General features: G+C 73.7%; 18 protein-coding genes. 9 read left to right on the top strand and 9 right to left on the bottom strand.

The genetic code is table 11. The annotated features are described in order from the left end of the window. Positions 1 to 147: 147 nt before the first annotated feature. Positions 148 to 1,620 (top strand): carboxylesterase/lipase family protein, encoded by a 1,473-nt coding sequence (locus SRB5_RS24855; protein WP_153455632.1) that lies wholly within the window; start codon positions 148 to 150, stop codon positions 1,618 to 1,620. Here the strand turns inward: SRB5_RS24855 and SRB5_RS24850 are convergent. The 7 genes from SRB5_RS24850 to iolC all read right to left on the bottom strand — a co-directional run bounded on the left by SRB5_RS24850 (position 1,601) and on the right by iolC (position 10,894). Beyond that, a complete protein-coding gene (locus tag SRB5_RS24850; protein ID WP_153455631.1) occupies positions 1,601 to 3,661 on the bottom strand; it encodes an ATP-binding protein in 2,061 nt (686 codons plus the stop codon). The genes SRB5_RS24855 and SRB5_RS24850 overlap by 20 nt on opposite strands. A gap of 127 nt (positions 3,662 to 3,788) precedes the next feature. Continuing rightward, a complete protein-coding gene (locus SRB5_RS24845; RefSeq protein WP_323378418.1) occupies positions 3,789 to 5,135 on the bottom strand; it encodes a 6-phospho-beta-glucosidase in 1,347 nt (448 codons plus the stop codon). A gap of 204 nt (positions 5,136 to 5,339) precedes the next feature. Then, positions 5,340 to 6,338, bottom strand: coding sequence for a Gfo/Idh/MocA family protein (locus tag SRB5_RS24840; RefSeq protein ID WP_153455630.1), 999 nt, complete (start codon positions 6,336 to 6,338; stop codon positions 5,340 to 5,342). Continuing rightward, on the bottom strand, positions 6,335 to 7,252 hold the full coding sequence (locus tag SRB5_RS24835) for a TIM barrel protein (RefSeq protein WP_153455629.1): 918 nt from the start codon (positions 7,250 to 7,252) through the stop codon (positions 6,335 to 6,337). Before SRB5_RS24835 ends, SRB5_RS24840 begins: the two co-directional genes overlap by 4 nt. 17 nt (positions 7,253 to 7,269) lie before the next feature. Beyond that, positions 7,270 to 9,108: a 3D-(3,5/4)-trihydroxycyclohexane-1,2-dione acylhydrolase (decyclizing) gene (gene iolD / locus SRB5_RS24830; RefSeq protein WP_153455628.1), complete on the bottom strand. Its 1,839-nt coding sequence runs from the start codon at positions 9,106 to 9,108 to the stop codon at positions 7,270 to 7,272. Beyond that, the gene (gene iolB, locus SRB5_RS24825) at positions 9,105 to 9,962 is read right to left on the bottom strand and encodes a 5-deoxy-glucuronate isomerase (protein ID WP_153455627.1); all 858 of its coding nucleotides are present in this window, start codon (positions 9,960 to 9,962) and stop codon (positions 9,105 to 9,107) included. Before iolB ends, iolD begins: the two co-directional genes overlap by 4 nt. After that, a complete protein-coding gene (gene iolC, locus SRB5_RS24820) occupies positions 9,959 to 10,894 on the bottom strand; it encodes a 5-dehydro-2-deoxygluconokinase (RefSeq protein ID WP_153455626.1) in 936 nt (311 codons plus the stop codon). The genes iolB and iolC overlap by 4 nt, the downstream gene beginning before the upstream one ends. A 159-nt stretch (positions 10,895 to 11,053) precedes the next feature. Here iolC and SRB5_RS24815 point away from each other — a divergent pair, with 159 nt between their 5' ends. Further along, positions 11,054 to 12,031 (top strand): LacI family DNA-binding transcriptional regulator, encoded by a 978-nt coding sequence (locus SRB5_RS24815; protein WP_153455650.1) that lies wholly within the window; start codon positions 11,054 to 11,056, stop codon positions 12,029 to 12,031. A 97-nt stretch (positions 12,032 to 12,128) separates the two neighbouring features. Here SRB5_RS24815 and SRB5_RS24810 read toward each other — a convergent pair whose 3' ends face one another. Beyond that, positions 12,129 to 13,694 (bottom strand): cellulose binding domain-containing protein, encoded by a 1,566-nt coding sequence (locus tag SRB5_RS24810; RefSeq protein WP_153455625.1) that lies wholly within the window; start codon positions 13,692 to 13,694, stop codon positions 12,129 to 12,131. A 131-nt stretch (positions 13,695 to 13,825) separates the two neighbouring features. Here SRB5_RS24810 and SRB5_RS24805 point away from each other — a divergent pair, with 131 nt between their 5' ends. After that, entirely contained in the window at positions 13,826 to 14,485 is a 660-nt protein-coding gene (locus SRB5_RS24805; protein ID WP_194293023.1) for a 4'-phosphopantetheinyl transferase family protein, read from the top strand. On the opposite strand, the gene SRB5_RS24800 is transcribed toward SRB5_RS24805, so the two are convergent. Next, positions 14,486 to 14,914 (bottom strand): DUF4188 domain-containing protein, encoded by a 429-nt coding sequence (locus tag SRB5_RS24800; RefSeq protein WP_228390432.1) that lies wholly within the window; start codon positions 14,912 to 14,914, stop codon positions 14,486 to 14,488. A 235-nt stretch (positions 14,915 to 15,149) separates the two neighbouring features. Here SRB5_RS24800 and SRB5_RS24795 point away from each other — a divergent pair, with 235 nt between their 5' ends. From SRB5_RS24795 to SRB5_RS24770, 6 genes are all read left to right on the top strand, one after another. After that, complete coding sequence (locus tag SRB5_RS24795) at positions 15,150 to 15,830, top strand: HAD-IA family hydrolase (protein WP_153455622.1); 681 nt, start codon at positions 15,150 to 15,152, stop codon at positions 15,828 to 15,830. 279 nt (positions 15,831 to 16,109) lie between these two features. Continuing rightward, positions 16,110 to 17,426, top strand: coding sequence for an acyltransferase domain-containing protein (locus SRB5_RS24790; protein ID WP_153455621.1), 1,317 nt, complete (start codon positions 16,110 to 16,112; stop codon positions 17,424 to 17,426). Continuing rightward, positions 17,419 to 21,939: an SDR family NAD(P)-dependent oxidoreductase gene (locus SRB5_RS24785; RefSeq protein ID WP_153455620.1), complete on the top strand. Its 4,521-nt coding sequence runs from the start codon at positions 17,419 to 17,421 to the stop codon at positions 21,937 to 21,939. Before SRB5_RS24790 ends, SRB5_RS24785 begins: the two co-directional genes overlap by 8 nt. Continuing rightward, positions 21,936 to 22,865: a 3-oxoacyl-[acyl-carrier-protein] synthase III C-terminal domain-containing protein gene (locus SRB5_RS24780; protein ID WP_153455619.1), complete on the top strand. Its 930-nt coding sequence runs from the start codon at positions 21,936 to 21,938 to the stop codon at positions 22,863 to 22,865. Before SRB5_RS24785 ends, SRB5_RS24780 begins: the two co-directional genes overlap by 4 nt. 17 nt (positions 22,866 to 22,882) lie before the next feature. Further along, positions 22,883 to 24,259 carry a preATP grasp domain-containing protein gene (locus tag SRB5_RS24775; protein ID WP_153455618.1) on the top strand — a complete coding sequence of 459 codons (1,377 nt, stop codon included), beginning with the start codon at positions 22,883 to 22,885 and terminating at the stop codon, positions 24,257 to 24,259. Further along, entirely contained in the window at positions 24,256 to 25,518 is a 1,263-nt protein-coding gene (locus tag SRB5_RS24770; protein ID WP_153455617.1) for a type III PLP-dependent enzyme, read from the top strand. The genes SRB5_RS24775 and SRB5_RS24770 overlap by 4 nt, the downstream gene beginning before the upstream one ends. Positions 25,519 to 25,544: the final 26 nt, after the last annotated feature.

The raw sequence follows: 25,544 nt of genomic DNA, 5'->3' as shown, positions 1-25,544 counted from the left end.
TCAGGGGTGCGGCGACAGCCTCTCAGAGCCGCATCCCACCAGGAACACGAGGTCCCCGACAAGCCACCTGCACCGTCGATCTCTGGCGTCACTGACCGACCAGACGGTACGTTGAGCGCCCGTACACCGTCGGGGGAGGAGCCCGGGATGGACGTCGAGGTCACCGTCAGGCAGGGCCGGCTGCGCGGCCGGATCACCGACGGCGTCGCCGCCTTCCGCGGCATCCCCTACGCCCCCGCCCCCGTGGGCGACGCCCTCTACCGCCCGCCCGGCGCCCCGCCCGCCTGGGACGGGGTGCGCGACGCCGCAGAGTTCGGGCCCACGGCACCGAAGCCCCCGTACCGGCCCCCCTTCGACGCGCTGCTCGGCGACCCCGACATCCCGGGCGACGAGTTCCTCAACCTCAACGTCTGGACGCCGGACCCCGCCGGCGCCGGCCTCCCCGTCCTGGTCTGGATCCACGGCGGCGCCTTCCGCAACGGCTCCGGCGCCGTCCCGACGTACGACGGCCATGCCTTCGCCCGCGACGGCGTGGTCCTCGTGTCCCTGAACTACCGCCTGGGCGTCCCCGGCTTCGCCCTGTTCCCCGACGCTCCCGCCAACCTCGGCCTGCGCGACCAGCTCGCCGCCCTGGCCTGGGTCCGCGACAACATCGCCGCGTTCGGCGGCGACCCCGACCGGGTCACCGTGGCCGGTGAGTCCGCCGGCGCGATGAGCGTCGCCACGCTGATGGCGCTGCCCCAGTCACGCGGGCTGTTCCGGCGGGCGGTGACCCAGAGCGGCGCCTGCCAGGGGACGGTGACCGCCGACGACGCACGGCTGGTGCTCGCCGAGACCGCGAAGACCCTCGGCGTGGAGCCGACCGCCCGGGCTTTCGCCGCCGTCCCCATGGACCAGCTGATCGCCGCCCAGGACACCATCGGCCGCAACCTCGCCGTCACCCGCGACGCCGCCCGCTTCGGCAAGAGCGTCGTCGCCGCCGCGATGGCCTACCCGCCCGTCGTCGACGGCGAGTTCCTCGAGCGCCCGCCGCTCGAGCTCATCGCCGAGGGCGCCGGCGGCGACGTCACGCTGCTCACCGGGACGACCACGGAGGAGCAGCGGTTCTTCCTCGTACCGACCGGGATCACCCGCTTCCTCGACGCCCGCGCCCTGACCGCGATGGCCGGCGAGAAGCTGGCCGCCGCCTACACCGCGAACCGCCCGGACGCCTCGCCGGGCGACGTCGGGTCCGCGCTGCTCACCGACCGGTACTTCCGGATCCCCGCGATCCGGATGGCCGAGCTGCGCGACGGCGGGCCCGCCCCGACGTACATGTACGAGTTCGCCTGGGGCACGGAGGTCGCCGGCCTCGGGGCCTGCCACGCCCTCGAGCTCGGGTTCGTCTTCGACACCCTCGGCCACCCCAGTACCGCCGGGATGACCGGTGACGCCCCGCAGGACCTGGCCCGGCGGATGCACGCCGCCTGGGTCGCGTTCGCCACCGACGGGGATCCCGGATGGGCCCCGTACGACCTGGACAAGCGTCCCGTGATGGTCTTCGACGACCCCGAGCAGGGCGTCGTCGACGACCCGCGCGGCGACGAGCGCGGGCTGTGGGTCAGCGCCCCGGACCGCTGAGCGCCAGCGCGATCCCCGCGTCCGGGTCCGCCGCGCGGCCCGCGGCGAACGCCGTCGCGTACTCCCGCTCGCCCAGCGCCCCGCGGACCTGACGCTCGCACTCCTCGTGGGCCGCCACCCACGTCGGGATCCCTATCTGCGGGCGGCCCAGGGTGTCCCACAGCTGCTGGGCCACCCCCAGCAGATACGCGGCGTGTCCGGCGTCGCCGGAGGAGACCGCCGCCTGCGCCAGGGCCTCCATGCACATGCCGATGCCGAAGCTGTCGTGCATGCGCTGCTTGACCTCCAGCGCCGCCCGCGCCGAGCGCCGTGCGTCCGGGAAGCGGCCCAGGGCCAGCTCCGCCTGGGCGCGGATCGAGTCGCCCCAGGCGCGCATCCAGCGTTCGCCGTGCTTGTCGCAGACCGCCCGCAGCCGGTCCAGCACCGGCAGCGCCTCCTCCGCGCGGCCCGCCGCGATCCGGGCGTGGCCGCCGACGCCGAGGGAGGTCAGGCCGGGGACCGTGCACTCCTCGCCGTGGGCGGCGAGATGGTCCTCGGCGAGCTCCAGCACGGCCGCCGGGTCGCCGCGCAGGGCCGCCGCGAGCATGGCGACGGTCACCGCGTGGCCCGTCTCGAGGACGCCGAAGCCGGCGGACGCCTCGGTGCACTGGGCGGAGCGGTCCTGCAGGCCCGCCACGTCACCGAGCTCCGTCAGCACCGTGCCCGCCGCGTACAGCGCCTTCGCCCGGTCCCGCCCCGGCGTGGGGAACGCGGCCAGCGCCCGGTCGAGGTAGTGGCGGCCCTCGCGGGCCAGGCCGCAGGCGTACCAGAGGAACCACAGGTCGCCGCTCAGGCGCAGCGCGGCGGCGCCGTCGCCGGGCTCGGAGAGGCTGAACTCCAGCGCCACGCGCAGGTTGTCGAGCTCGGCGTGCATCCGGTCGTACCAGGCGAACTGGTCCGCCCCCAGCCACGCCGCGTCGCCCTCGGCGGCCAGCGCCAGATAGCGGTCGCGGTGGCGGCGGCGGTACGCGGGCTCGTCGCCGAGGTCGCGGAGCCAGCCCTCGCCGTACTCGCGGATCGTGTCGAGCATCCGGTAGCGCTCCCCGGCGCCGTTCGGCACCCAGGTGATCAGGGAGTTGCCGACCATCCGGGTCAGCAGCCTGTCGATCTGGCGCGGCGTGAGGTGTTCGTCGGAGCAGACGTGCTTGGCGCTCTCCGCGTCGAAGGTACCGGCGAACACCGACAGCCGCGCCCACAGCAGCCGCTCGGGCGGGGTGCACAGCTCGTGGCTCCAGCCGATCGCGGTGCGCAGCGCCTGGTGCCACGGCGGGTCGGCGTCGGGGACGATGCCCCCGTTGTCGCCCAGCACCGCGAAGCGGTCGTCGAGGCGTTCGGCCAGCTTGGCGGGGGTGAAGTCGCGCAGCCGGGCGGCGGCCAGCTCGATGGCGAGGGGGAGGCCCTCGAGGCGGCGGCACAGTCGTACGAGATCGGCACGGTTGGCGTCGGTGACGGCGAAGCCGGGGACGGCCTGCGCGGCGCGCTCGGCCAGCAGCAGCATCGCGTCCGACGGGCCGTCGGTGTCGCCGGGGACGGGCAGCGGCTCGAGGCGGATGGCGTCCTCGTCCATCATCTCCAGTGCGCGGCGGCTGGTCGTCATGATCCGTATCCCCGGCGCGGCCCGCAGCAGCATGTCGAGGGTGGCGGAGCACGCGTCGGCGAGATGCTCGCAGGTGTCCAGTACGAGGAGCAGCTGGCGGCTGCTCAGATAGTCCGCCAGCACCTCGGCCATCGGCCGGGGCGAGTTGTCCGCCAGCGGCAGGGCCTCCGCGATCGCGTTCGGCAGCAGCGCCGGATCGCGCAGCCCCGACAGCTCCACCCACCACACGCCGTCGCGGAACAGCGGCCGCAGCCGGCGCGCCGCGTGCAGGGCGAGGCGGGTCTTGCCCACCCCGCCGGGGCCGGTGAGCGTCACCACCCGGTAGCGCCCGATCTGCCGCTCCAGCCGGCCCGTCTCCGTGCGGCGGCCCACGATCCGGTCCGGCTCGGCGGGTACGTTCCCCATACGGTGCTCCCGCTGGCGTGGCGTCACGGCCCGTCACCCTCTCCCCGAGGTTCCTCGTGCGCCAGTCATAGCAGCCGCTCGGGGCGTGGTGGGGGAGGACGCGGGAACCGGCCCGATACGGAGTGTCTTACGCCAAGTAGCCCATCCCCGGGTGGACTTCGCGGTACGCGTCGACCAGCCGGCGGGCGACGGCGACGGAGTCGACCAGGGGGTGGAGGGCGAAGGCGGCGACCGCGGCGGAGCGTGATCCGGAGGCGGCGGCCTCGAGGGACTGGCGTTCCACGGCCTTCACCGCGCCGACGAGCGCCGCCTGATGCCCCTCCAGGGGCGAGACGGCGACGGGGTGGGCGCCGTTGCCGTCGACGAGGCAGGGGACCTCGACGACCGCGTCGGCGTCGAGGTTGGGGAGGGTGGTGCCGTTGCGGACGTTGAGGATCAGCGTGGTCCGTTCGTCGCGGGCGATGGCGCGCATCAGGGCGAGGGCCACCTTTTCGTAGCCGCCGGACTCCGTGAGGGACGCCTCGTCGCGCTCGCCCGCGCCGGCCGCCTCGCGGTTCTCCGCCATGTACGTGGCCTCGCGCTCGGCGCGGGTGCCGTCCCAGGTCTTCAGGGCGGGGGCGGCCTCGTCGCGCATCCGCTCGTAGAAGCGGGCCTGCTGGTCGCGCAGGAAGGCGCCGCGGGTCTGGCGGGCCTCGCGGTAGGCGCGGACGGTCTCGCGGTTGAAGTAGTAGTAGTGCAGGTACTCGTTCGGTACGGCGCCCACGGAGCGGATCCACTCGGCGCCGAAGAGCCGTCCCTCCTCGAACGACTCCAGCAGCCCGTCGTCCCGCAGCAGCCGGGGGAGCTCGTCGCGGCCGTCGATACGCAGCCCGCGCAGCCAGCCCAGATGGTTCAGCCCCGCGTAGTCCAGCCACGCCTCCTGCGGCTTCTGTGCGCCGAGCGCGTGTGCCACGCGGCGGCCCAGGCCCACGGGGGAGTCGCAGATGCCGATCACGCGGTCGCCGAGCCGGCGGGACATCGCCTCGGTGACGAGGCCGGCGGGGTTGGTGAAGTTGATGAACCAGGCGTCGGGCGCCACGGCGGCCACCCGCCGGGCGATCATGTCCGCCACGGGGAGGGTCCGCAGCCCGTACGCGATCCCGCCGGCGCCGACGGTCTCCTGCCCCAGCACCCCCTCGGCGAGGGCGACCCGCTCGTCGGCGGCCCGGCCCTCGAGCCCGCCGACGCGGATGGCGGAGAACACGAAGTCCGCGCCGCGCAGGGCCTCGTCGAGGTCGGTGGTGGTGCTGACCTCCGGCGGATCCGCTTCCCCGGCGGCCTGCTCGGCGAGCACCCGCGCGACGGCGGACAGCCGCCCGGCGTCGAGGTCGTAGAGGGTCACCTCACTGACCCGCCCCTCACCCCGGTCCCGCAGGAGCGCCCCGTACACGAGGGGGGTCCTGAAACCCCCGCCACCGAGAATGGTCAGCCTCACGCCTCGATCACCCCTGTACCTGCGCCGACGGGTCCGCACTCGCACCTTACGCCGGGGAGTGGATCAGGCCGGGCTTCATGGGGGCGGAAAAGGGGAGCCGCCCGCCCGCCGCGGGCGGCTCCCGGCTTGTGGGGGGTGACGCGTACTCATCAAGCTATGGTGGTCCAGACCTGTCGGTCAATAGGTCTGGACCAAGATGATGTTCTACGCGTAGAACGCCGGACGCTCCCGCATGTTCACCTGCTCGACATCGCCCGACTGCTGGGCCCGGACCGTGGCTGTCGCCACCGCCGTCGCCGCGTAGCCGTCCCACGACGACGGGCCCGTGGCCCGGCCCGTCGGGACCGAGTCGACCCACGCCTGGAGTTCCGCGTCGAACGCCGCGCTGAAGCGGTCGTCCCACTCCTGGTCGATCGCGGTGCCGATGCGGGCCGACGCGCGGAGCTCCGGGCGGGCCGGGTCGGGGAGGCGGAGCAGGCCCTCCTCGCCGACCGTTTCGCAGCGGATGTCGTAGCCGTACCGGCAGTTGACGAAGACCTCGAGGTCTATGCGGATCCCCGAGGCGGTCTCGAAGAGCATGAACTGGGGGTCCGTGAGGTGGGGGAGACGGTGGCGGGTGGAGCGGGGGTTGATCACCTGGGTGGAGACGATTTCGTCGGACAGGAGCCAGCGGGCCGCGTCGATCTCGTGGACGCCGGAGCTCAGGACCGCCATCTCCGTGGTGTAGTCGGGGCGGGAGGCTCGGTTGCGGTGGGCGCAGTGCATCAGCAGGGGGCGGCCGATGTCGCCCGCCGAGATGACGCGGTGCATCTCGCGGTAGCCCGCGTCGTAGCGGCGCATGAAGCCGACCTGGACCAGGCGGCTGCCGTGGGACTCCTCGGCGGCCATGATGCGCAGGCAGTCCTCCGGCGTCACCGCCAGGGGCTTCTCGCACAGGACCGGCTTTCCGGCCGCGATCGCGGTCAGGACGTGTTCGGCGTGGGCCGCGTCCGAGCAGGCGACCAGCACCGCGTCCACCTCCGGGGACGCGATCAGCGCGGCGCCGTCGGGGTAGACCTTCGCCTCGCCCGCCGACTTCTCCGCGAGGGCGCGGTCCAGGTCCGTGACCGCTGTCACCGATGCCCCGCGGATGCGGCGCGTGACGCGGTCGATGTGGTCGCGGCCGATCGCGCCCGTGCCGATCACGCCGATTCGTACAGTCATGCCGGGGTGTCTCCGATCAGGCCGAGGCCGGCCAGGTACTCGCGGGTGCGGACCGCGATGGGCAGCGGGACCTCGGGGGCGCAGGGGTAGAGGTCCTGTTCGACGATCACGAACAGGTTCGTGTTCAGACGGGCCAGCTCCGGGACGATGTCCGCCGGGGCGGGCACGCCGGCGGGCGGTTCGACGCAGACGCCGCGGCGGACCGCCTCGCCGAAGGAGAGGTCCTCGGCGGTGACCTGGGCCAGGATCGCCGGGTCCATCTGCTTGATGTGGACGTAGCCGATGCGTTCCGCGTAGCGGCGGATCAGGTCGACCGCGTCGCCGCCGCCGTACGCGACATGGCCGGTGTCCAGGCAGAGGTTGGCGTAACGGGGGTCCGTGGCGTTCAGGAAACGCTCGATCTCCGGCTGCGTCTGGATGTGGGTGTCGGCGTGCGGGTGGAGGACCAGGCGGACGTCGTACTCGTCGAGCAGGATCGCCCCCAGACGGTCGGCTGCCTTGCCGAGACCAGTCCACTGCGCGGTATCCAGCGACGGCGACTCCGTGAAGTCCCCCGTCTTCTCGTCCCGGTACAGCGGCGGGATGAAGACCAGGTGATGCGCCCCGGCGGCAGCCGTCAGCGCCGCCACCCGGCGGGTGTGCGCCACCATCTCGTCGAACTCGTCCGGCCGGTGCAGCGCCCCGAACACCGTCCCGCCCGTCACCTCCAGCCCCCGCTCAGCGAGTTCGGCGGCCAGCCGCTCCGGCTCGACGGGGAGATAGCCGTACGGTCCCAGCTCGAGCCGCCGGTAGCCGGCCCGTACCAGCTCGTCCAGGAACCGCGCGTACGGCACCTGCCGGTCGTCGTCCGCGAACCACACCCCCCAGGAGTCGGGGGCGGAGCCCAGGGACAGATTGCGGGCGATGGGTGTCATATGGGCCTCCGTAAGGGTCACAGGTAGGGCCGTTGCGCCCGTTTGGCGTCCCGGTACGCCCCGTACGACTCCGCGTCCTCCGCGACCGGCACGTCCCACCAGGCGGACGACGGCGGGCCGGAGCTGAGGATGTCGGTGGGGACGTGCACGACCGTCGTACGGTCCGCGGCCCGCGCCTGCGTCAGCGCCGCCCGGAACTCCGCCACGCTGGACGCCGACAGCACCTGCGCCCCCAGCGACGCCGCGTTCGCCGCCAGGTCCACCGGCAGCCCGGGGCCGTCCAGCCGGCCGGTCTTCTCGTCGCGGTAGCGGTACCGCGTGCCCAGCCGCCCCGCGCCGACGGACTCCGACAGCGCGCCGATCGACGCGAAGCCGCCGTTGTCGATCAGGACCACCGTCAGCTTCAGGCCCTCCGACACGGCGGTGACCAGCTCCTGGCACATCATCAGATACGAGCCGTCCCCGACCAGCACCGTCACCTCGCGGTCCGGCGCCGCCAGCTTCACCCCGACCCCGGCGGCGATCTCGTAGCCCATGCAGGAGTACGCGTACTCCACGTGGTACGCCTTCGGATCCCGCGCCCGCCACAGCGCCTGCAGATCACCCGGCATCGAACCCGCCGCGTTGATCACCACGTCCCGGTCCCCGAGCACCTCGTTCAGCACCCCCAGGATCTCCGTCTGCGCCGGCACCGGCCCGTGCCCCAGCCCGTACGCCCGGTCCGTCACCCTCCGCCAGTCCGCCGCCAGCTCCCGCGCCCGCACCCGGTACGCGTCGTCCGTCCGCCACCCCGCCAGCTCCCCCGTCAGCGCCTGCAGCCCGGCCCGCGCGTCGGCCACCAGCGGCTCGGCGGCGTGCTTGACGGCGTCCAGCCGCGCCACGTTGAGGTTGACGAACCGCACCCCGGGGTCGCCGAACACCGTCCGGCTGGCGGTGGTGAAGTCGCTGTACCGCGTCCCCACCCCCAGCACCACGTCCGCCTCCGCCGCCAGCGCGTTCGCCGCCGCCGTCCCGGTCGCCCCCAGCGCCCCCACCGCGCACGGGTGGTCCCACGGCACCGCGCCCTTCCCGGCGTGGGTGTCCGCCACCGGGATCCCGGTCTCCTCCGCGAACTCCCGCAGCTCCGCGCACGCCCGGGAGTACACCACCCCGCCCCCGGCGACGATCAGCGGCCGCCGCGCCGACCGCAGCAGGGCCACCGCCCGTGCCAGCGCGGCCGGTTCGGGCTGGGCGCGGCCCACGTGCCACACCCGGCGGCGGAAGAACTCCTCCGGCCAGTCGTACACCTCCGTCTGCACGTCCTGCGGCAGACACAGGGTGACCGCGCCGGTCTCCGCGGGGTCGGTGAGCACCCGCATCGCGGCGAGGGCGGCGGGGATCAGCCGCTCGGGACGCTCGACGCGGTCGAAATAGCGCGACACCGGGCGCAGGGCGTCGTTCACCGACACATCGCCGTTGGCCGGGTCCTCCAGCTGCTGGAGCACGGGGTCCGCGACCCGGGTGGCGAAGACGTCGCCGGGGAGCAGCAGCACCGGCAGGCGGTTCGTCGTGGCGAGGGCGGCGCCGGTGACCATGTTGGTGGCGCCGGGGCCGATGGACGACGTGCAGGCGAAGGTGGTGAGGCGGTCGTTCGTCTTGGCGTAGGCGGCGGCCGTGTGCACCATGGCCTGCTCGTTGCGGGCCAGGTAGTACGGCATCTCGTCCGCGCAGTGGCCCAGCGCCTGCCCCATCCCGGCCACATTGCCGTGGCCGAAGATCCCCCACACCCCGTCGATCAGCCGCCGCTCGTGCCCGTCGCGCTCGCTGTACTGGTTCGCCAGGAACCGCACCAGCGCCTGGGCGGTGGTCAGTCTCATCGCGTTCCTCCCATGGGCAGCCGGGGGTCGGGGGACTGGTCCTCCCAGGTGCCGCGGATCCAGCCGTGAGCCGGATCGTCGCAGATCAGCCAGGCGCGGTCGGGACCGGGGCCCGCCATGACGTTGAGGTAGTACAGGTCGTAGCCGGGCACGGCCATCGACGGCCCGTGCCAGCCGTGCGGGATCAGCACCGCGTCGCCGCCGCGGACCTCCGCCAGCACGTCCAGGGGGCGCTCGGCCGTCCCGTACACGCGCTGGTAGGCCATGCCGTCGCCGGCGACCTCGAAGTAGTAGATCTCCTCGAGCTCGGACTCCTCGCCGGGGCGGTGCTCGTCGTGCTTGTGCGGCGGGTACGAGGACCAGTTGCCGCCGGGGGTCAGCACCTCGCAGACGAGGAGGCGGTCGGCGTCGAAGGTCTGCGGGAGGCAGTAGTTGTGCACCTGGCGGCTGCAGTTGCCGGCGCCGCGCAGCTCGACGGGGACGGCGGAGGCGGGCTGGTGGCGTACGGGGAGCTTGCGCGAGCAGCGGGCGGAGGGCAGGGCGAACCGGCCGCCGGAGGTGCTGGTGATGCGCGCGCGGGTGTCGCGGGGGAGGTAGAGGAAGTCGGTGGGGGCGCCGAAGACGCCGTCGCGGCCGGTCAGTTCGTACGAGGCGTCCCCGGCGGTCACCGTGCAGGCGCCGGCCAGGGGGAGGACCAGGTGCTCGGCGTCGCCGGTGGCCAGGTCGTGGCCCTCGCCGGGGGCGAGCTCCAGGACGCGCAGGCCGGAGTAGCCCCAGCCCGCCGACTCCGGGGTGATCACCGTGCGGTACGGGGCGTCGGCGGTGGACCCCGCCCGTACGACGTGCCGGCTCATCGGGCCGCCCTCAGCTTCTCGACCTCCGCCTCGGTGGGCATCGCGTCCGAGCACGCCAGCCGGGCGGCGACATGGGCGCCGGCCGCCGCCGCGAAGGCCATCGTGCGGTCCAGGTCCCAGCCGGCGAGCAGGCCGTGGACCAGGGCGCCGCCGAACGCGTCGCCGGCGCCGAGGCCGTTGACCACCTCCACCGGGACCGGGGGCTGCTCGACCGTCGTGCCGTCGCGGTGCACCGCGAGGACACCGCGCGGGCCCTGCTTGACGACGGCCAGTTCGACGTCGGCGGCCAGCAGGCGGCGGGCCGCCTCGTACGGGTCGCGGGTGCCGGTGGCGACCTCGCACTCCTCGACGTTGCCGACGGCGACCGTGGCGTACTTCAGGGCCTCCTCGTACCACGGCTGGGGCGGCGCGTCCCAGAACACGGGGCGCCAGTCGAGGTCGAAGACGGTGTGCGGGCGGCGGGCGCGGGCGCGCAGGGCGGCCAGGGTGGCGGAGCGGCTGGGCTCCTCGCACAGGCCGGTGCCGGTCATCCAGAACACCGCCGCCGAGCCGATGGCGTCCAGGTCCAGCTCGCCGACGGAGATGTCCAGGTCGGGGGCCTTGGGGAAGCGGTAGAAGTACAGCGGGAAGTCGTCCGGGGGGAAGATCTCGCAGAAGGTGACGGGCGTCGGCAGGCCCTTTGAGACACCGACGTGGGCGGTGTCCACGCCGTAGCCGGTGAGGGCCGAACGGACGAACGTGCCGAACGGGTCCGCGCCGGTCTTGGTGATGACCGCCGCCGCCCGGCCGTAGCGGGCGGCCGCCACGGCGACGTTGGTGGGGCTGCCCCCGAGGTACTTGGCGAAGGTGGTGACGTCCGCCAGCGGGACGCCGCTCTGCCGCGGATAGATGTCGACGCCGACCCGGCCCATCGTCAGCACGTCCAGTCCCATGCCGTCCCTCCTGTCGCGCTCTACTAGAGCGCGCTAGATGCGGCTACCATGATCCTGTAGGGCCGGGATGTCAAGGGTGCGGCGGCACGTGGTGTACGAGTGCCGTCACGGTGAGTCAGGAGCGGTCTGTTGGCCCAGAGCGACCGGAAACGCCCCACGATGGCGGACGTGGCCGCCCGTGCCGGGGTGTCGCGTGCCCTGGTCTCCCTGGTGTTCCGCAACCAGCCGGGTGCCAGCGAGCAGACCGAGGAGCGGGTGCGCCGGGCCGCCGCCGACCTCGGCTACCGCCCCGACAGCGCCGCCCGGCTGCTCGCCCGTGGCCGCAGCCGCACCATCGGCGTCCTGCTCACCCTGCATCACCCCTTCCACGCCGACCTCGTCGAGGCGATCTACCCGGTCGCCGAGCGCCTCGAGTACGACGTGCTGCTGTCCGCCCGCGCCCCGGGCCGCGACGAGCGCGCCGCCGCCGAGGCCCTCCTCAGCCACCGCTGCGAGGCGCTGATCGTCCTCGGCCCCGAGTCGGACGACGCCTTCCTCGCCGAGCTCGCCGACCGCTGCGCCGCCCTCGTCGTCGTCGGCGCCCCGTCGAAGGACGCCGACAGCGTCCGTACGGCCGAGGGCAAGGGCGTACGCCAGACGATCGACCACCTCATCACCCTCGGCCACCGCCGCATCGCCCACGTCGACGGCGGCCGCAGCGCGGGCTCCGCCGACCGGCGCAAGGCCTACCGGGCGACGATGCGCCGCTACGGGCTGGCGGACCACATCCGCGTCGTGCCCGGCGCCCACACCGAGGAGGCGGGCGCCGCGGCGGCCCGGGTGCTGGCGAAGGACGCCGACCGTCCCACCGCCGTCCTCGCCGCCAACGACCGCTGCGCGGTGGGCCTGCTGCAGGGCTTCGCGGCGGCCGGGCTGAGCGTGCCGGGGGACATCTCGGTGGCCGGCTTCGACGACAGCCATCTGTCGCACCTGTCGCACATCGACCTGACGACCGTCCGCCAGGACACCGCCGCCCAGGCCGAACAGGCGGTGCGGTTCGCGGTCGACCGCCTCGCGGACGCCGCCCTGCCCGCCCGCGACCTGGTCCTGGACCCCCGCCTCGTCGTCCGCGGCACCACGGGCCCGCCCCCGGCGTGACGGACCGCCCCCGCCCTCCGGGAGAGGGCGGGGGCGGCGGCCGGCCGGCGCGTGGGGGGTTGGGCGAGCGCCCGGGGCCGGCGGATCGGGGCCGGCGTCAGCCGGTGTAGGGGGCGAAGATCCTTGCGAACTCGTACGGGGACTGCGCGATGTTCGTACAGCGGTACAGCGCGCCCGTGCACGCGTTGCGGTCACGGGTCGCCTCCCAGAAGGAGACCATCCCCATGTGCTTGCTCTGCGCGAACGCGACCAGCTGGCGGGCGTCGGCCTGGTCGTAGATCCGGCCGTCGTCGTTCTGCCCCAGCATCGGTGTCACGCCGACCAGTGCCCACAGCTGGGCGTCGGACTTCGCCGGGTACAGGGTCTTCATCTGGTCGAACGTGCTCTGTCCCGCCTGCACCGCCGCGTCGCCGTAGTCGACGCCGCGGTAGTAGTCCATCGCCATCACGTTGACCACGTCCAGGTTCACCCCGGCGTCGCGCGCCGAGCGGACCACGCTCAGGCCGTCGGCCGTCAGGCCCTCCGGGAGCACCGGCAGGGTCAGGGAGATCCGCAGGTCCGGGTGGGCCTGCTGGAGCCGGGCGAGGGCCTGCGAGCGGCGGCCGACCGAGACCGGGTCGGCGGTCGCCGAGCCCTCGATGTCGAAGTCCGCGTACTTCAGGTCGTACGCCTTCACGACCGCGTCGTACTCGGCGAAGAGCGAGTCGACCGTCGTACAGGCCTGGGCGAGTTCGATGCCGCTGGCGCCGCCGAAGGAGATCTTCACGTCGCCGCCGCCGGCGCGGATCGCGTCGACCTGGTCGCGGGCCCAGCCGGCGCGCGGGTCGTAGGCGTTGAACCACATCGCCTTGCAGTTGGACGCGGTGACAAAGGCCATCGTGTAGTTCTTCGTGCCGCTCGCCGCCGCCATCTCCGGCATGCTCGGCGTCGGCCAGGCGCCCATGTCGACGTAGGGCGCGGACCGGACGTCGCCGGGGCCGGGCTGGGTGCCGCCGCCGGTCGTCGTGCCGCTGACGGCGGTGGTGTACGCGGAGACGTTTCCGGCGGCGTCCTTGGCGCGGACGCGGAAGGCGTAGGCGGTATTCGCGGTGAGGCCGGTCGCGGTGTACGCGGTGCCGGTCACGGCGACCGGGGTGCCGCCGTCGCGGGAGACCTCGTAGCCGGCGATCTCGTCGTTGTCGGTGGACGCCGTCCAGCGGACGGTGAGGGAGGAGCCGGTCGCCGAGCCCACCGTGACGCCCGAGGGGACGGTCGGGGGCGTGGTGTCAGGCTCGGTGGGGCCGCCGTCGCAGGGGGCGCCGTTCAGGGTGCAGTTGACGGGGGAGCCGGTGCCGGACGACATCCAGCCGAACGTGGCGCTGGCGCCGGGGGCGAGGTTGCCGTTGTACTCGCGGTTGGTGAACGCGTGGTGGCTGCCGCTGCCGGAGTGCAGGGCGTCCCAGTAGGCGCCGACCGAGGTGCCGGAGGGGAGGTCGAACTCGACCTTCCAGGTGGAAAGAGTCGTCGTGGAGTTGTTGGTGATCGTGTACAGGCCCTGGTAACCGGAGTCCCAGGGGGCGGCCTTGGTGAAGACGGCGGACGGCGCCGCCGCGGCCGCGGGTGGTGCGGAAAAGGCGGCGAAGGCCGCGGTCAGGGCAAGAAGTATGCCCAGGGGTCTACGCATGGGGGGACTCCCTCAGCCGGGACGGGCGGGAAGGTGCGCATGACAAGAGGAGCGATACCCGATACTTGGTCCAGACCAATCGCCTTGTCAAGATGCCGGACCCGATCCGGTCGCCGCTACAGTTCGGTGCCGTGACGATCCTTCCCACGACCGCCGTCGACGTCCGCCTCTGGCTGCTGCGGCTGCCCGGCGACCCCGCCGCCACCGGGTTCGGCCCCCTCGGCCCGGAGGAGCGCACCCGGGCGACCGCCTTCCGCCGCCCCGACCTGCGCGCCCGCTACGTCGCCGCCCACACCGCCCTGCGCGAGATACTCGGCGCCGAGACCGGCAGGGCGCCCGGGGACCTGGTCATGGTTCGCGAACCCTGCCCCGGCTGCGGCGAGTTGCACGGCCGGCCCGCGCTCGAGGACGGGCCGCACTTCTCCCTCTCGCACAGCGACGACGTGGTCCTCGTCGGAGTGGCCGACGCCCCGATCGGCGTCGACGTGGAGGGCACCGCGACGGAGTCGAGCATCGGCGACGTGCTGCCCCGGCTGCACCCCGCCGAGCAGGCCGAGATCCGCGATGCCGCCGACCGCAGCGCGGCGTTCACCACCGTGTGGGTACGCAAGGAGGCGTGGCTGAAGGGCATCGGCATCGGCCTCGCCCGCAGCCTCGCCGAGGACCACATCGGACACCGCGGTCAGCCGCCCGGCTGGTCGGTGGCCGACGTCCCCGCGATCCCCGGCTACGCGGCGGCCGTCGCGGTCCGGGGGGCGCTGGGACGGCTGGAGGTGGCCGACCGGGTGTGATCAGTCGGGCACGCCGAGGGGCCCCGCGGCCTTGCCCAGCGCGGCGCCCAGCCCGAACGGCGGCATGTTCACGTAGCGGGCCTCGTACGCGCCGGCCCGCACCTCGTACAACTCGTGCCAGATTCCGACGTCGCCGTTGCCGCCGATCGCCCGGTTGAACCATTTCCAGTACGTCCGGTGCTCCTGCTCCGGGGACTTCGCGAACGCCGAGATCTTCTCGGCGTTCTCCCAGTACTGGATCATCGTTATCGTACGGCCGTGACGGCTGAACCGGGCGCCGAGCAACCCCAGGTCCGGGGACTCCCCGAGGGCCGCCAGCAATTTCGGCATCGCGTTCAGAGCGGGCCACCAGCGGTGAATCTTCCACAGTTTATTGATACGCATTCCGACGAGGAACAGAACGAACCCGCGATCGTTCTCCGCGTTCATTCTGCCCAGTTCCAGTTGGGCCATGAAGACGTTCCCTCCCAGGGCCGGGGCCGTACGGCCGGGTCATCGTAAGGTCATCGGGCGCCGCTCAACAACCGTCCCTGCCAGGCGAGATGGACCGGACCTCGGGTCGCCGGCGGGCTCTGGTACGGGCGTACGCGTCGCGGGTACCATGACCGCCGATCCGCCGCTGAACCCCCCGCCACCGCCCTTTCGTCGAACGGATCCCCCGTACATGCCCCAGGCGATACCCGCGGTGCGCACACCGCTCACCGCAGAATTCACCGAGCCCGACGCCACCCTCCGCCACCGGTTATCGGTCCACGTCGTACTCTTTGATCTGGACGGCACCCTGGTGGAATCCGATACGGCCATTCACCGGCACACCGTCCGCTGGGCGCACCGCCACGCACTCGACCCCGGACACGTCCTGCGCGTCTCCCAGGGGCGCCGCGACATCGACTTCATCCACGAGCTCGTACCGCACGCCGACGCCGACGCCGAACTCGCCTGGTTCGACCAGCTCTCCGTCACCGACTCCGCCGGCATCGAGCCCACCGCCGGCGCCCGCGACCTGCTCGCCGCGCTCCCGGCCGGCAGCTGGGCCGTGGTCACCTCGGCCACCCGCCCCGTCGCCGACAGCCGCCTCGCCGCCGCCGGACTGCCCGCACCCGAGGTGCTCGTCTGCGCCGGCGACGTGGCCGACGGCAAGCCCAGCCCGCAGGGATACCTCGCCGCCGCGCGGCGCTTCGGGGTGGATCCGGCCGGCTGTCTGGTGATCGAGGACTCCGACGTCGGGCTGCTCGCCGCCCGCGCCGCCGGGATGCCGGCACTGGCCGTCGCCGGTCCCCGTACCCCCGTGCACGGACAGCGGATCACTGGCCTGGAAGCGCTGTCCGTCCGCCGTGGATCCTGAGATTCCGGACCGCCCGGGGCGCGCCCCAACAGCCCCGTGGCTACCGGCGCGAGCCGCCCAACTGGCGTATTCCGCTTGCTGGTTGGTGCACGACGCAACTGATGTTGACCTGTTGCGCGGGCCGGAAATCTCTGTAACTCTGGCCGCGCCAAGTGGCCTAGACCTGTTGGTCCAGGCCACGCCTGGACGGCCGCTTGGTGTCCCGCCGCAACGCGTTTCATGAGTCACACAGCGCTTGAGTTCCCCAGCTCCGTGCACCGTGTCCGAAAGCGAGTCGGAATGGACTTGAGAACAGCCCTCCTGCTGCCCGGACAGGGTGCCTACCGCCCGGGAGTGTTCACCGGCCCGCGCAGCGCCCCCGTCGGGGACGTGCTGGAGGCCGTCGACGCGGTGGCCGCCGAGTTCGGCCGCACCCCCGTCTCCCCGCTGCTCACCGACCCCGACGCCCCGGACGCCCGCCGCCTCTCGGCGTCCGACCCGTTCGCCCTGCAACTCGCGATCTTCGCCGCCGCCCTCGTCTACGCCGCCGAGGTCGTCCGCCGCCGACCCGTGGACGTCGTCCTCGGGCACAGCATGGGCGAGATGGCCGCCGCCGTGCACGCCGGCTGCTTCACCGTGACCGACGGGGCGCGGATCGTCGCCCACCGGGCGCGCGCCCTCGAACAGACGGCGGCCGGAGCGGGCGGCATGCTCGCGCTCACCGTGTCCGCCCGGCGGGCCGACGCGCTGCTGGGCGCCGCCGAGCTGCCCGGCGCGCGGCTCGCCGTCGTCAACGCGCCCCGGCACACGGTGGTCTCCGGGCCGGAGGCCGACCTCGGGGTGCTCGCCGCGCTGGCCGACGTGCTGGGCGTACGGGCGGTGCGGCTGGCCGCGCCGTACCCGTTCCACAACCCGCTGCTCGCCCCCGCCCAGGCCGAGTTCGCCGCGGCGATCGCCGGCATCCGCCGCAGACCCGCCGAGGCCCGGCTCCACTCGCCCGCCCTCGGGGGGCTGGTCAGCGACGACACGGATCTGACGGGGCTGCTCGTGGGGCAGCTGACGCGGCCGGTCGACTTCCTCGCGGCGCTGCGTGATCTGCAGTCGTACGGGCTGGAGTCCGTCGTGGAGTGCGGGCGGGCGGGGCTGAGCGAGCTGGTCACCGCGGCCACGGGATGCGCGGCCGTGCACGCCGAGCGGTGGCTGGACGCCGGGGAGGGCGGGGCGGCACCGCCGCGTCCGGGGCGGAAGCCGGTGCCGGTGCCGGTCGCGGCGCCGGAGGCACCGGCGGTGGGACGGATGCCGGCGCCGGTCGGACTGACGGCGGCGGGGAGGGTGGCGCCGGCCCCGGCGTCCGCCGAGTCCGTCGTCGCCGCGCTCCAGCAGATCTACGCCGACCGCCTCGGCTACCCCGTCGAGGCCATGGACCCCGACGCCGACCTCGAGGGCGACCTCGGCGTGGACTCCCTGAAGCGCATGGAGATCCTCGGCACCCTCACCGACCGCTTCGACCTCCACCACGTCGCCGACGACACCCGGTTCGCCCTCCAGTCCACCCTCGGCGGACTGGCCCGCCTCATCACCGAGACCAGCCGCACCGGCGCGCGGGCCGATGGCTGACCCCGCCCGCTACCTCGTCGAGACGACCGACCGCGCCGCCGCCGAGGAGCTTGCCGCCACCCTGCGCTCGGGCGGCCGGCCGGCGACCGTACGCAACGCCGCCTCCCTCCCTCTGCTCCCCGGCGGTGAACCCGCGCCGGACGCGATCGTGGCCGTCGGCATGGGCGTCGCCGTACCCGGGGCCAGCTCGCCGGACGAGTTCTGGGAGCTGTTGCGCGACCGGGAGCCCCAGTTCAGCGAACCCGGACCGCGCATGGACATCGACGCCCTGTGGTCCGCGGACCCCGCGGCGCCCGACAAGACGTACACCCGCACCGCCGGCTTCATCCACGCCGAGGGCGGCGACCCGCGCGTCGCCCCCTTCCGCCCCCACCCCGGGCTGGACGGCTTCACCGGGCGTGAGGCGAGCGGGCGGTGGCTGCGGCACGGGGTGCTCCAGGCGCTGGAGGGTGTCCGGCACGGGGACGGTGTACGGGTCTTCGCCGCCGTGGGGATGACGGCCGACGGCGGGCACGCCGCCGAGCAGAGCCTGCTGCGGCACGCCGGCCGGCTGCTCACCGGCGAGGACGATCCGCTGGCCGCGCTGTACCCGGCGGGCGACGGCGACCTGGGGCGGACGGCGCCGTACCGGGTGGTGCGCGAGGCGCTCGACGGGCTGGTGGAGCCGGCGGAGACCGTCGTGGTCGACACCGCGTGCTCCTCCTCCCTCTACAGCTTCGACTTCGGGATGCGCGCCCTGCGCGAGGGCCGCGCCGACCTGGCGCTGTGCGGCGGGGTGTACTCCGTCAACGCGCAGACCATGGTGCTGTTCTCCAAGCTCGACGGGCTGGCCAGGGGCGGCCTCGTACGGTCGCTGGACACCGGCGCCGACGGCGTGCTGTTCGCCGACGGCGCCGCCGTCGTCGCGCTGAAGACGTACGCCCGGGCCATGGCCGACGGCGATCCGGTGCTGGGCTTCGTCCTCGGCTTCGGCGGGTCGTCCGACGGGCGCGGCAAGGCCGTGTACGCGCCGAACCCCGCCGGGCAGCGGATCGCGCTGGAGCGTGCCTGGGCGGCGGCCGGGGTCGTACCGGAGGAGATCGACTGGGTGGTGGCGCACGCCACCGGCACCTCGGCCGGCGACCAGGCGGAGATCGAGGCGCTCACCACCGCCGCCCCCGCCAAACGCTGGACGCTCACCTCCAACAAGTCCCTCGTCGGACACACCGGCTGGGCGGCCGGCGCCGTCAACGTCATCCACGCCCTGCTGGCCCTGCGCCACGGCGTCATCCCCGCCCAGCGCCTGTACGACGGCCCCGCCTCGGACGCCGTCGACATCCCCCGCGCGTCGCTTCCCTGGCCGGCCACTACGCACGGCCGGACGGCGGCGGTGTCGGCGATGGGCTTCGGCGGCACGAACGCGCACCTGATCGTCGGCGACCGGCCCCGGGCCACCGTCCGTACGGCCGCGGTGCCCGAGCCCGTGGTCGTCGTCGCCACCACCGCCACCGAACCCGCCGGCGGGGCCGCCGTCTTCGGCGACACCTTCCCCGTACCCGCGCCGCTGGAGGTACGGCTGCCGCCCGCCGTCCTCGCCCGGCTGGACCTCAGCCAGCTGATGGCCCTGCGCTGCGCCCTCGACCTGCGCGGCGACTGGACGAAGGACCCCGCCACCGCCGCCCGCACGGGGCTGTACGTCGGCCACTCCGGGCAGGTCCGCCAGGCCATGGCGTGCACCCTGCGGGCGTATCTGGACGACATCGCCCGCCGCTTTGGCCCGGACCTCGGCGCGGCGGCGCGGGCCCTGGCGCCCGAGGCCAACAGCGACTCGCTGCCGGGGCTGATGCCGAACATCATCGCCTCCCGCGTCGCGCAACTCCTCGACGTCCACGGCCCGAACATGACCCTCGACGCCGGCCCCGACTCCAGCCACGCGGCCCTCGCCGCGGCCTGCCGCGCGCTGACCGCGGGCGAGCTGGACGCGGCCGTCGCCATCGGCGTCAACGGCTGCGCCGACCTCGTCCGCCCGCCGGACGGCCGGGAGACGGGGGAGGCGGTGGCGGGCGTCGTCCTGATGCGCCGCTCGACCGCGGCGGCGCACGGCCTCACCCCGCTGGGCGAACTGCGTCTCGCGGACGGCTCCCCGGTGGCGCGAGCCCCGGAGGGACCCCGGTACACCCACGCCGCCGAGGGCCTGCTGGCCCTGCACCAGGCACTGCGCGAGGCCGAGGCACCGGTACGGCTCGCCCCCCGCGCACCCGGCACCCCCGCGCTGGTCTGCGACCCCGCGCCCCGCGCCGCCGACCTCGGCGACCTGCGCCCGTACGTCCTGCGCACCCGCCGGCTCGAACGCCCCGAGGTCCGCGCACCCCTTCCCGCACCGGGCCCGGACACCCTCCTGATCACCAACGCCCCCGACCACGCCCCGCTCGTCCGCACCCCCGACGACCTGGCCGCGACCACCGACGCCCGCGACATCCGCGTCGTCTTCGACGCCCGGCAGCCCGGCGCCCTGGCCCTCCAGGAGCTGGCCTTCGCCGCCGCCCACCACTGCGCCGACGCCCTCGACGACGGCGGCACCTTCGCCGTCCTCGCCCTGGACCCCGACTCCCGCCCGGAAACGGGCCTGTTCACCGGACTCGTCCGGGCCCTCGCCGCCGACCTCCCGAAGACCCTGGTGTACGCGGTCGTCACCGACGCCGACGACTTACCCACCGCCCTCGCCCAGCTCGCCCGCGAACACGCCCGCGACCGCCACCTCCACGTCGCCCACTACCGCGCCGGCCTCCGCCACGAAGCCGTCCTCACCCCCGAGCCGGACCGACCGGCCCCCCGCGAACTCCCGCCCGCACCCGTGATCGTCGCAACCGGCGGCGGACGCGGAATCACCGCCGAACTCGTCGACCAGCTCGCCCGCCGCACCGCCCCCGCCGCGATCTGGCTGCTGGGTTCCGGACCGGAGACGGTGGAAGACCTGCCCGCCGACCGCCCGTCCGCCCTGCGCGAGCTGATGGCCCGCTACCCCGGCGAGAAGATCGGCGCACTCAATCGGCGGTACAACCGGATGCTCCAGGCCGTCGAACGAAGACGCACCGTAACGCTCTTGCAGGATCGTTACGGCGCGGCGCGCGTGCACTACCGGCAGTGCGATGTGACCGACTCCGAAGCCGTCCGCGCCATCGCCGACGAGATCGGCGCCGCCGACATCGTCATCCACGGCGCCGGCCTCGAACGGGCCTCCGCACTGCGCCGCAAGACCCCGGTGGAGTTCCGCTCGGTCCGCGACGTGAAGGTACGCGGCTGGCTCAACCTCCGCGACGCCTTCGCCCCCCGCGAACCCGCGCTCTGGCTCACGATCAGCTCCGTCACCACCGTCGTCGCCCGCCCCGGCGAGGCCGACTACATCTCCGCGAACGAGTTCCTCACCCGGGCCACCGCCGTCGCCCGCGCCGCCGGAGAGGACGCGCACGCGCTGGTGTCGGGCCTGTGGGCCGAGAGCGGCATGGTCACCCACACCCAGGTGCAGGACGAATACCTGGCCCGCGAGGACAACTTCACCCACCTCGACGACGACCTCGGCCGCCGCTACTTCGCCACCGAACTCACCCGCCGCCGCACCGACGCCGCCACCACCGTCTGGCTCGGCGAAACGGAATGGCGCATGCTCGCCACCACCGCCCCCGCCCTCCGCGCGGCGGGGGAGCGCCGCGGCGCGTTCCTCCCCGGCGAGCCCGACCACCGCCCGGACGGCACGGCGGCCTGGGAGCTGACGCTCTCCCTCGACGACCACCCCTGGCTCCGCGACCACCGGGTGGACGACCGGCCCACGCTGCCCGGCACGTTCATCATGGAGCTCGCCGCCGAAGCCGCCACCGCCGTCGGCACAGGCCGTCCGACAGCGATCACCGACGCCGTGTTCTCCCGCTTCATCCGGGCGGCCGAGGAACAGTGGCCGCGCCGCCTGGTGGTCACCGCACACAGCATCGACGACACGGTGGACGTCGTCGTCAGCAGCCCCCCGCGCGGCCCGGTCCCGGCGCAGGAACTCACCCGTATGACCGTCCACCTGGGCGACGGACACCCCGTCGGCCGGCCTGCCGTCGCCGAGGATCCCCACGAGGTCCCCGCCACCGACGCCTACGCCCGGGCCGACTCACCGGTCCGGCTCATGGGCGCCTTCGACTCCCTGCGAGACCTGCGTACGGGCAGCGCCTCGCTCCACCTGCCCCGGGAACTCGGCTCGATGGCCGAGTTCCTCCTCCCCGCCCTGGCCATGGACAGCCTGCTGCGCGCCACCGCCGCGACGGCCGGGGACGACGGCCCGATCCCCGTCCCCGTACGCATCGACCGCTTCGACATCCACACCGCCGCCAACGACACCGCACTCCCCACCCCCGTACGCCTCCTGTCCGGCGCCGGACGCTGCGAGGCGGTCGACGCGGACGGCCGGCTGCTGTTCGCCTTCACCGGGCTGACCACACGAGACAAACGGGCGGCGGTCCGCCTGTCCGAGGCCGGAAAGGGGCCCCGATGACCGCACTGACCGAGGTCGCCGCGCACCTCGCACCCGAGCCGGTCCGGATAGCCGACATGGCCCCCAGGCTCCGTCTCAGCGACCGGGATCTGGCGCTGTTCCACCGCTACTTCGGACTGAAGGAGGTCCGGCTGGCCCCCGACGCGGACCTGCGGGACCAGATCGTCGCCGCGGCCCGTGAGCTGACGGGGCTCCAGGGCAACGAGCAGCGGGTGAAGTACGTGGTCAGCGCCCGCACCATCCCGCTCTGCGCCCGCGCCTCCGAGAACCCGGTCCATGTGGCGGCCGACGAACTCGGCCTCGCGCACGCCGAGGTGTTCACCGTGACCCAGCAGGCCTGCGCGTCCGGGCTGGCGGCCGTGGACCTGGCCGGACGGCTCCTCGCCGAGGACGGCGACCCCGACGCCCTCGCGCTGGTCCTGACCGGGGAGAAGGCCCTCTGGCACCGGTCCCAGATGCTCCCGGGCACCACCGTGATGGGCGAGTCCTCGGCCGCCTGCCTGGTCTCGGCGCGGGGGAGCGGGGACGTACTGCGCAGCTATGTCACCCGCACCTTCGGCGAGTACTACAACGTCGACCTCCCGGCCCCGCACGGCGAGGAGTTCGAACGGCAGTACCCGCACATGCTGACCTCGGTCATCCGGGAGGCGGTGGAGGCGGCCGGGATCGAGCTGGAGGACCTGGCGTGGATCCTGCCCCACAACGTCAACCGGATCTCCTGGGCCCGGGCCGCCAAGATGCTGGGCTTCCCGCGCTCGCGGATCTATCTGGACAACGTGCCGCTGCTCGGCCACTCGTTCTGCGCCGACCCCTTCGTCAACTTCGCGGGCCTGCGCGACAGCGGCCAGCTCCGTACCGGGGACTTCTATCTGACGGCCGTGGTGGGGCTCGGCGCCACCTTCGCGGCGGCCGTGTTCCGCCACTAGGCACGGGAGGGGATGAGATGACCGACTTCCGATCACTGGATTTCCTGAGCGGCGTCAGACTCGGCTGCACCGGCGACATATCGACTCCGCTGGTGCTGCTCGGCAACGTCGAGGTCGAGCGGGAATGGGCGTACGACGAGCGCGGCGTGCCCACCGTGGGCGACAACGCGCCCTCCGCCGTGGTGGCCCGGATGGACGAGCTGGCGCTGCTGCTGGGCGGCGCGGGCGATCACGTCATCCTGAAGACCGCGCCGGATCCGGGGTATCTGGACTATCTGCGCGGACTCGGACTCGATCTGCCGCAGGTCCAGGTGACCGACCAGTGCCGTCCGACGGTCACCGTGACCCACGAGGCGCTCGACTCCTCGGAGTTGATCGGGCGTCTGCGCGCATGGGACGGGACCGCCCGGCTGCTGCCGCACGGCATGTCGGAGGCCGAGGAGGAGCTCTGCCGCCGCGCGGGACTGCCCTCCGCCCTGCCGTCCGCCGCCGTGGCCAAGCGGGTCAACAGCAAGATCTACAGCCGTCGCGCCGCCGCCGAGCTGGGCATACCGCTGGCCGAGGGCTGGGAGTGCGAGTCGGTCGCCGAGTTCGAGGCGGCCGTGGAGAAGGCCGCCGCCCACCTCGCCGAGGGGCGGACCGTCGGGGTCAAGGACGCGTACGGGGTCTCCGGGAAGGGGATCGTCGTCGCCGACCGGCTGCGGCGCCTCGAACAGCTGACGCGGATGATCCGCAGACGCGCCGAGCGGACCGGTGACGACCGGCTGTCGGTGGTCGTCGAGGTGTGGGCCGACAAGGCCGCCGACCTCAACTACCACTTCACGGTGGGCCGGGACGGCTCGGTGCGGTTCGACTTCGTCAAGGAGGCCCTGACCGACGGCGGCGTACACAAGGGGCACCGCTACCCGGCGCGGCTCACACCCGATCAGACGGCCGAGATCGAGGACACCGCCCACCGGATCGGCGCGCGGCTGGCTGACGACGGCTATTACGGGCCGGTCGGGGTCGACGCGATCGTGTGCGGCGACGGGTCGCTGCTGCCGCTGCTGGAGATCAACGCCCGTAACAACATGTCGACCTACCAGACCCGGGTGCAGGAGCACTGCGTCCCGGCCGGCTCGGTGGTGCTGGCCCGGCAGTACGACCTGCGGCTGCCCGCACCCGTCGAGTTCGCCCGCGCGGCCGACGCGCTGGGCGACGCCCTGTTCCGGCGCGACACGGGCCGGGGCGCCCTCGTCAACAACTACGCCACCGTCAACGCCGGTTTCACCGCCGCCGACTCACCGGCCGACGGCCGGTTCTACCTCATGCTCGTCGCCTCCGGCCAGGCCGAGGCCGACGCCCTCGACGCCACGGTGGCCGACCGCCTCGCCGAGTTCGGAGAACCACGATGATGTTCGCCACGCACATCCAGGGGCTCGCGCTGTCCGAGCTGGCCGAGGAGTACGGCACCCCGCTGTACCTCTACGACGGCGACCGGCTGCGCGACCAGTACCGGGGCCTGCGCGACCGGCTGCACCCGGCCATCCGGATCTTCTACTCCCTCAAGGCCAACCCCAATCTGGCGATCACCCAGTCCCTGCTGGAGCTGGGCGCCGGACTGGAACTGTCGTCGATGGCGGAGCTGGCTACGGCACAGCGCGCGGGCGCCACCGGCGACAGCCTCCTGTTCCTCGGCCCGGGCAAGAGCCGCGACGAGATCGCCGCCGTCCTCAAGACCGGCGCCCGGCTGATCGCCGAATCGCTGCCGGAGCTCGACCTCATCGACGAGGAGGCCCGCCACCAGGGCGTGACCGCCGAGGTGCTGCTACGGGTCAACCCCGCCTTCGAGCTCAAGGGCGGCGGACTCACCATGGGCGGCAAGCCCCGGCAGTTCGGCATCGACGAGGAGACGCTGCTGGCCCTCGACCCGGCCGCGCTGCGGTACGGCAATCTGCGGGTGCGCGGCGTCCAGGCGTACATGGGCACCCGGATCCTCGACGAGTCCGCCATCGTCCAGAACACCCGCGGCATCTTCGACCTCGCGATCCGGCTCTCCGTGAAGCTCGGCTTCGAGCTCGCGACCGTCGACGTCGGAGGCGGACTCGGCGTCGCGTACCACTCCAAGGAGCGCGACCTCGACGTCGCGACACTCACCGACGGCCTGAACCCGGTCATCGACGAGTTCCACACCGCACACCCGGACACCCGGCTGGTCATGGAACTCGGCCGGTTCCTCGCCGCCCCGGCCGGCGTCTACGTGACCCGCGTCCGCTACACGAAGGAGTCCCGCGGCGACCGCTTCGCGATCTGCGACGGCGGCACCAACCACCACATGGCCGCCGTCGGCATCGGCTCGCCCTTCCGCCGCAACTTCCCGATGTACCGCGTCGGCTCGACGGCCGGCGACGAAACGGCCGCCTGGAACGTCACCGGCCCCCTGTGCACCCCCAACGACACCCTCGCCAAGGCCGTCGACCTGCCGGCCGGGCTGACGGCCGGCGACCTGATCGGCGTGACCCGCTCGGGCGCGTACGGGCCGACGGCCTCACCGGTGCTGTTCCTCAGCCACGGCTACCCCGCCGAAGTCCTCGTCCGCGACGGCCGCGCCCACCTCGTCAGGCGCCGCGACACCGTCGACGACCTGCTGGACCGTCAGTCCGGACTGACCTGATCCCTCCGCCTCGCAGCAGTACCACC

The sequence above is a fragment of the Streptomyces smaragdinus genome (assembly GCF_009604385.1).
GTDB lineage: Bacteria > Actinomycetota > Actinomycetes > Streptomycetales > Streptomycetaceae > Streptomyces > Streptomyces smaragdinus.
The sequence above is the reverse complement of the archived record's forward strand: the minus strand, read 5'-3'. Positions and strand labels throughout refer to the sequence as shown.